General features: G+C 32.3%; 6 protein-coding genes and 1 tRNA gene. 2 read left to right on the forward strand and 5 right to left on the reverse strand.

Features of this window, described 5'->3' with window-relative positions; genetic code table 11:
• Positions 1-36 precede the first annotated feature (36 nt).
• A complete protein-coding gene (locus EGM88_RS11245; protein ID WP_123898388.1) occupies positions 37-276 on the forward strand; it encodes a putative signal transducing protein in 240 nt (79 codons plus the stop codon).
• A gap of 64 nt (positions 277-340) precedes the next feature.
• A tRNA-Arg gene (locus tag EGM88_RS11250) sits at positions 341-417 on the forward strand.
• Between the two features lie 171 nt (positions 418-588).
• Here the strand turns inward: EGM88_RS11250 and EGM88_RS11255 are convergent.
• The 5 genes from EGM88_RS11255 to EGM88_RS11275 all read right to left on the reverse strand — a co-directional run.
• The gene (locus EGM88_RS11255; protein WP_123898389.1) at positions 589-2,178 is read right to left on the reverse strand and encodes a solute:sodium symporter family transporter; all 1,590 of its coding nucleotides are present in this window, start codon (positions 2,176-2,178) and stop codon (positions 589-591) included.
• A 31-nt stretch (positions 2,179-2,209) separates the two neighbouring features.
• Complete coding sequence (gene araA / locus EGM88_RS11260) at positions 2,210-3,718, reverse strand: L-arabinose isomerase (RefSeq protein ID WP_123898390.1); 1,509 nt, start codon at positions 3,716-3,718, stop codon at positions 2,210-2,212.
• Positions 3,719-3,734: 16 nt separating this feature from the next.
• Entirely contained in the window at positions 3,735-4,436 is a 702-nt protein-coding gene (locus tag EGM88_RS11265; protein WP_123898391.1) for an L-ribulose-5-phosphate 4-epimerase, read from the reverse strand.
• Entirely contained in the window at positions 4,437-6,110 is a 1,674-nt protein-coding gene (locus tag EGM88_RS11270; RefSeq protein ID WP_123898392.1) for a ribulokinase, read from the reverse strand.
• A 276-nt stretch (positions 6,111-6,386) separates the two neighbouring features.
• The coding region (locus EGM88_RS11275; RefSeq protein ID WP_148084085.1) for a T9SS type A sorting domain-containing protein at positions 6,387-8,336 on the reverse strand (1,950 nt) is incomplete at its 5' end.

Raw genomic sequence — 8,336 nt, forward strand, 5'->3', positions numbered from 1 at the left:
ATTAAACTTTTGTATCTTTACATAAAACAATATGCCATGGATGATAGCTCTAAACATGTAGAATTTTTTACAGGTTCTTTAATAGAAATTCAACGCTTACAATTAGATTTAGATGAAAACCAGATTCCATCTTTAGTTAAAAACAATTTTGAGTCCGGTTTACGTTCAGGTTTCTATGGTGGTTCCCCTTCTCAAGTACAGTTATTTATCTTCCAAGAAGATCTTGAAAAGGCTAAACCTATATTAAAAAAATTTAAAAAAGACTTAGAACTTTAAATTTGTTGCAAATATTGTTTTATTTACATAAAAAAAGAAATATATTTGCCTCCCATAAAAAAATGGCCTCGTAGCATAACTGAATAATGCACTTGATTACGGCTCAAGAGACTACAGGTTTGAATCCTGTCGAGGTCACCATAAATAAAAAAAGCAAGCCAAATCATAAGGTTTGCTTTTTTATTTTGTGACATTTCTATTTTAAAAATGAAACTTTTATAGATTCCCAAGCAATTCTACCAGAGTCATTATAAAAAAACGCCAAGTTTACTTTAGCGTTTTTTTATTCATATTGTTTTTAAACTATGAGTACTATGATAATAATATGTATAAAGCAACCACTACTACAATTAAGGCATAACCAACAGGCTTCAGATATTTCCAAGGCTTAATATCAACTTGCTTGGTATACTCTTGAGTATAAACTGTTTCTCTAGGTTTAATAGCACTAACTGTAAACATAATAACTACCGCAATAACAAAAATTATTCCCATTAGATGTAAAAAATGTGGAAAATAACTGCCAGACTCTAACGCAATAGGTCTTAACACATATAACGTTACCAAATAACTTACCACACTAAACAAAATAGCAATATTTGCTGCTTTAGCAGTAACACGTTTAAAAAAGATACCTACAATAATTATAGCTAAAATAGGAACACTATGAGTACCATTTAGTTCTTGTAAATAAGTAAAAATACCACCTTCTACTCCATATAAAAGAGGTGCTATAGCCATTGAAAACAATGCCAATACGATACCAAAAGTTTTTCCTGCTTTTACAACTTTTAACTCAGAAGCATTTTTATTTATATATTGCTTATAAAAATCAAGTCCAAATAAAGTAACCGAACTATTTAAAGCACTATTAAAAGAACTTAAAATAGCTCCAAAAAGAACAGCTGCAAAAAAACCTATAAATGCAGTAGGCAAAACCTTTTTAACTAACATTGGATAAGCTTCATCAGCATTAGCTAGATCTCCATTAAAAATATAAAAAGCAATAATACCAGGTAATACTACTATAATGGGACCTAATATTTTAATAAAAGCAGCTAATAAAAGTCCTTTTTGACCTTCTTTCAAATTCTTTGCTCCTAAAGCCCTTTGAATAATTGCTTGATTGGTTCCCCAGTAATAAAAATTTACGATTATCATACCTGTAAAAAGTGTCCAAAAAGGCACATCAGAATCAGGACCTCCAATAATAATAAACTTTTCTGGAAGGGCTGTTGTCAATGTATTCAAACCCTTAAACACATTGCCATCTCCAATAAACATTAATCCAAATATTGGAATTAACGCACCTCCAACTATTAAACCAATAGCATTTATAGAATCTGATACGGCTACAGCTTTTAATCCTCCAAAAATAGCATAAATACTACCTAAAATTCCAATAGCCCAAACGGTAATCCAAAGAGCTTGTTCTGGCCCAACGCCTAATGCTTCAGGAATATCAAACATTGTATTTATAGCTAATGCACCTGAATAGAGCACAGTTGGTAGCATAGAAATTGCATATCCTAACAAAAACAATAAAGAAACAATAGTTTTAGTAGATTTACTATATCTATTTTCCAAAAATTGTGGAATTGTGGCAATACCACTTTTTAGATATTTTGGTAATAATACAAAAGCTGTAAATACCATGGCTATAGCTGCTACAACTTCATAAGCTATAATAGGTAATCCATCTCTAAATGACACACCGTTCATACCTACAATTTGTTCTGTAGATAAGTTTGTCAACAACAATGAACCTGCAATTACAGGACCGGTTAAACTCCTACCACCTAAAAAATAACCATCAGAAGATTTTTCATCGGTTTTAAGTGTTGACAAATAAGCAATAACGGCTACAAATAAAGTAAAGCCTACAAAAGAAATGATTCCCATAATTTGATTAAGTTAAGTTAGTTTATTTGAGTTATAATTTATGTTGAAACATATGATAATATCCTTCGTTTGCGTTAATTTTATCCTTAAATTCTCTTACTGTTGTTTTCTCATCTATCACAAGTAGTTCAATACCCGCAATATCGGCTAAATCTTCTATAAATTCAGTAGTAATGCTTTGACTATATACAGTATGATGTGCTCCTCCAGCCAAAATCCAGGCTGTTGCTGCGATTTCTAAATTTGGTTTTGCATCCCAAAGCACTCTAGCAACAGGTAAATTGGGCAAATTTTCTAAAGGTTTTACAGCTTTAACTTCGTTTACTATCAATCTAAATCTATTACCCATATCTACCAAAGAAACATTTATAGCATCTCTAGAGCTACCATTAAACACTAATCTTGCAGGATCTTCTTTTCCTCCAATACTCAAAGGATGTACTTCACATGAAGGCTTTCCTTCTGCAATAGAAGGACATATTTCTAACATATGAGAACCTAGCACATACGATTTTTTAGAGGTAAAATGATAGGTATAATCTTCCATAAATGAAACACCTCCACTTAAGCCTACATTCATAACTTTTAAGGCTCTAACCATTGCTGCTGTTTTCCAATCACCTTCTCCACCAAAACCATACCCATCGGCCATTAAACGTTGTACTGCAATACCTGGTAATTGTTTTAATTCTCCTAAATTTTCAAAGGTATCTGTAAACGCTTTAAAACCACCTTCATCTAAAAAAGCCCTCAAACCTAATTCTATCTTAGCAGCTTCTACCAACGAATTTCTTTGGTTTCCACCTTCTTTAAGTGACGGGGTTAAATTATAACTATTCTCATAAACAGCTAACAATTTATCTACTTCATTTTCAGATACTTTATTAATATGTTTTACCACATCAGAAGAATCAAATCCGTTTACAGAAAAACCAAAACGCATTTGGGCAGCAACTTTATCCCCCTCTGTAACCGCAACTTCACGCATATTATCACCAATTCTTGCTACTTTTAAATGTTGCAATTCATCCCATCCTAATGCAACCCTAGACCATATTCCTAATTTTTTTTGAACACGTTGGTCTTGCCAATGGCCAACGATAACTTTGCGTTTTTTACGCATTCTACTCATCATAAACCCAAATTCTCTATCACCATGAGCAGATTGATTCAAATTCATAAAATCCATATCAATAGATTTCCAAGGAATTTCAGCATTAAATTGAGTATGTAAATGACATAAAGGCTTAGTTAATATGGTTACCCCGTTTATCCACATTTTAGCAGGAGAAAAAGTGTGCATCCACACAACGACTCCAATACAGTTTTTGTCTACGTTAGCAGCTTGACAAATATTTGTAATTTCACTCGGTGTTTTTACTGTTGGTTTCCAAATAATTTTAATTGGAAGGTGTGATGAATCGTTTAAACCTTTTACAATATTTTGTGAATTCTCTGCAACCTTTTTAAGAGTTTCTTCTCCATATAAATGTTGACTTCCTGTAATAAACCATACTTCTTTTTGAGATATATCTATCATTTTAATTTCTTATATTTTATTGTCCGTAATAAGCATTTTTACCATGCTTACGTTCGTAATGTTTTTTAATTAATGAATTTTTTAACCTTGGTGCATTAGGATTTATTTGTAAAGTTAATGCTGCCATTTGAGCTACAGTTTCTAAAACTTTACTATTATAGACCGCTTTAGCAGCATTTTTACCCCATGTAAAAGGACCATGATTACCAATCAATATCATTTCTACTTCGTTATGAGAAATTCCTTTTTCTTTAAAACAATCAACTATTTGAATACCAGTATTGTGTTCATAATTCCCTTGAATTAAATCATCACTCATAGGAGAAGTACAAGGAATATCAGATGTCAAATGATCAGCATGAGTAGTACCAAAAATAGGGATATCTATTTGTGCCTGAGCCCAAGCCACAGAATACATTGCATGGGTATGTGCTATACCTCCAATATCAGTCCAATTTTTATAAAGGTACGCATGAGTTTTGGTATCAGAAGATGGTCGTAATTTTCCTTCAATAATGGTATTCTCAAAATCAAGAATAACAATATCTTCTGGTCTTAAAACCTCATAAGGAACGCCACTTGGTTTAATAGCAAAAATACCTTTATCTTGATCAACTGCACTAACATTTCCAAAAGTATAAATTACCAAACCTAGAGCGTTCAACTCCATATTGGCTTCATAACATTCTTGTTTTAGTGTTTTATAGTTTGAATTCATTTAGTTATTTTTTATGGTGCTTTCTACAAATGAACTCAGTTCATTATAAGATTGCATCAAATTTTTATATGTATTTACTTTTTCTTTTTCAGGTTGATATATTGCCTCAAAATCAGCACCCATTTTTTGACTAGCTTTAATCACATTAGGATAAATTCCTGCAGCAACAGCTGCATAAATAGCCGCACCTAAAGCTGGTGCTTGGTCTGATGCTGCAATTTTTATTGGCTTATCTAATACATTTGCAAGCGTTTGCATAATAAAAGGCGATTTTCTAGCTACTCCTCCAATTCCGATTACACTATTAATAGCAACACCTTCTTCCTCAAATCGTTGTACAATTTTTTTAGAACCAAAACAAATTGCATTTACCAATGCCTTAAAAATATGTGGTGCTTTTGTTCCTAATGACAGGTTAATCATTGCTGCTTTTAACTCTTGATTTGCATCAGGACTTCTTCTTCCATTAATCCAATCTAATGCAATTGGAATACTTTCTGACAATGGAATATGTTGAGCTTGCTCACTTAATCTTTTAATAAAATTAGCTTCAATTTCTTCTTTTAATTTATTTTTTTGAGCATCATCTAGTATTTTAGAAGATAATACTAAATTATCAATTGGCCATAAAAGCACAGCTTTAAACCACGCTAATAAATCTCCAAAAGCAGATTGACCGGCTTCTAAACCTTCAAAGCCAGGAATTACAGAACCATTAACTTGGCCACATATTCCTTTAACGGTTTTATCTCCAAGTATCTCTTTTGAAGAAACCATAATATCACAAGTTGATGTCCCCATTACCCTTACTAAAGTATGCTCTTCAACTTTAGCACCAACCGCTCCAGAATGAGCGTCAAACGTACCAACAGCAACTATAGTATCAGTAGTTAACCCCAATTTTTTGGCCCAATTCTCACTTAAAAACCCTGCAACTTGATCAGAAGTATATGTATTATCATATAACCTATCTCTTAAGTTTGCTAAATAAGGATCTAACTGCTCCAAAAAAATTTTTGGCGGTAAACCATTCCAGGATTCATGCCACATTGCCTTATGACCAGCAGCACATCTACTTCTTTTAAACGATTTTAAATCATTATTCTCAATTAAGATATACGTCATTAAATCACAATGTTCCATCCATGAATACGCTGCATTTTTCACTTCATCATCTTGACGGATAACGTGTAAAATTTTTGCCCAAAACCATTCAGAAGAATAAATACCACCTTCGTATTTGGTATAGTTTTCACCACCCCAACTTTCGGCTAATTCATTTATTTGATTTGCTTCTTCAATTGCTGTATGATCTTTCCAAAGTACCATCATTGCATTAGGGTTTTCTTCAAATCCTTTTTTTAATGCTAAAGGTGTTCCTTTTTCATCAACGGGAATTGGTGAAGACCCTGTAGTATCAATACAAATTCCTTTAATCTGTTTTGGATTAATGGTACTATCTGTAACAACAGACTTTATAACATCCTCAAGTCCTTCAATATGATCTAATGGATGCTGTCTAAATTGATTTATCGATGCATTGCAATATTTATTCTCTTTCCATCGCTTATACCAATGAACTTTGGATGCAATTTCATTTCCATTATCCGTATCTATCAAAACGGCTCTTACAGAGTCAGATCCGTAATCTAAACCAATGACATAATTTTTCATTACTTAAGTGTTTACGTTAACAAATATAAACATTTTATTTTTACAAGTGTTAGTTTTACACTTCAAATATTTAAACAAACTATAACAGAAATAGATTTTTTTTCAATTTAACTGGTTATTGATTTTAAATCTTCTTTATCAACAAATTATTATTATAAACAGAAACTATACTTTTAAATGAAGGTTAATTATTGTGAATTTAAATAAAAAAAGTCGCCTAAAATTAGACGACTTTTTCTCTCTAGTTATTTTAATATACAGAATATGAAATGAGCATTAAATCTTTAATAGCTTTCTTGTTTCCTGCACATTACCTGAAGTAATACGTACAATATACATACCACTACTTAAATGAGATGTATTAATGGTTTTGATATTATTATAAGATTTATCATCATTTTTAATGGTTTTAACTTTTCTTCCATCCATAGTAAATAATTCAACACTTACAGGTTCACTTAAATCTGAATCAAACTTATAAGAAAATGAATCTGTAAAAGGATTAGGAAAAATTGTTAAATTTTTGAATTTTAAATTATAATCATCAGTACTTAACGTTTTAACTAAATCTGGAATAAAGTAGCTATTAAAGGTAAATTTACCATGACCACTTGGAATTAACCCACCTTCATAATCATCATTCTCTGACTGTCCAACAACGGTCCACTCTAAACCATTTATTAGCCAATTCTCATCTATTGGTACTTGTACACCTGCATAATTTGATTCTTTTTCAATCAAATTATCTATAATCTCTTTCATATCAATAGAAGCTGTTATCAAATCAGTAGTATAATCAGCTCTAGGATCTTCTTGTATAATCTCATCAGGAACCAAATTATATGACGCTACTTCACCCAAATACCCAGGCAACGTTCTTAAAACTTGATAAGTTAATCCATTACTTGCGGTAAACTCACCAATATTATTAAACACATGACCATCAACCTCAGTGTTAGCATCAAATTTAATTCTTGATTTTCCACCATTATGGAATGCATGCACAATAATATCAACTCTATCTCCGCTCATATCACCTGTTTTAGTAACCCAAGCTGTCATATTAATTTGACCTTTTCCTCCACTTCCTGGGCTCCATTGCCCTTCTAATGTAGTATTAAGAGGAAAATCAATATCTTTTAAAGCTTTAGGATATCCTCTATCTACATTAGGCTCTTTGTCTGCATGCCATGAGAATTTTTGAATTTTTATATCAAATTCTCTATGCCCATCGTCTATAGTATTTTGATTTTCATATTCAATCCAAGAAGGTGATCCATAAGGACCAAATTTCATTTTTAACGGCCCTTTCCATCCATTTGCGATGTAATAATTAGTATAGTACCCTTCACCTAAAGCTTGAGTAAAGTATTTGTTTTGACTACCATCACCTAGATAGGGTTGTCCTCTATAGGTAATTGTACCATCTCCTTTTCCTACAATTATATATGGGATTTCTGGGATAGGAATAGTTTCCCAAGAAGTACCTCCTTCAAATAATATAGCTTGAATACGGTTAGTCTCTCCTGGCCAACCATTATCAACAATTAAATCTAAACTTATAGTATCATTGCCTGGCGGAAGTTCAACCCAAACCTCGCCTATCTTTTTACTACCAGCTGCCACTTCATTATCACGAACCTCAACTAATATTTTACTAGTTTGCAATAGGTTATACTTAACTTTAACTTCTCTTAATGTACCATTATTAATAGGATCTGTTGAAGTATCCACAATTTCTAAAGTATTTTCACCAGAAGCAATATATTCTTCAACTGTAATTCCTTCAACATTTTCAGTAGCTAAATGCCCCCAATCTTTCGTAAACAATTGTGCTTGATAGCTATAATCTGAACCTACAGTTGCTGGCGATTTTACACTTAATGTAACTTCTCCAGCATCTTCAGTAACCTCTACAAAAGACTGTTCCAAGTTTCCAGAAGGCCCTTTAAATCGTATTAATGCATATGCAGCATCTACATTTTTTTTGTACCTTAAGGTTATATCAATCATTCGATCAGCAAATACCGTAGTGGGTGGATTTACTATGGTAATTGAATTTGGTTCAGATGAACCGTCTTCAACAATTACAGTTACTCCATCTTCGGTAGCTAAATGACCCCAACCAGAATCAAATAATTGTGCTTGGAAATAATAATCTGTACCTGCTATTTTTGGCGTAGGTACACTTATAGTTACGGTGCCTGAATCATCAGTTACCTGAAC

Origin of the sequence: Aureibaculum marinum, from assembly GCF_003813905.1 — a bacterium.
GTDB classification, from domain to species: Bacteria; Bacteroidota; Bacteroidia; order Flavobacteriales; family Flavobacteriaceae; genus Aureibaculum; species Aureibaculum marinum.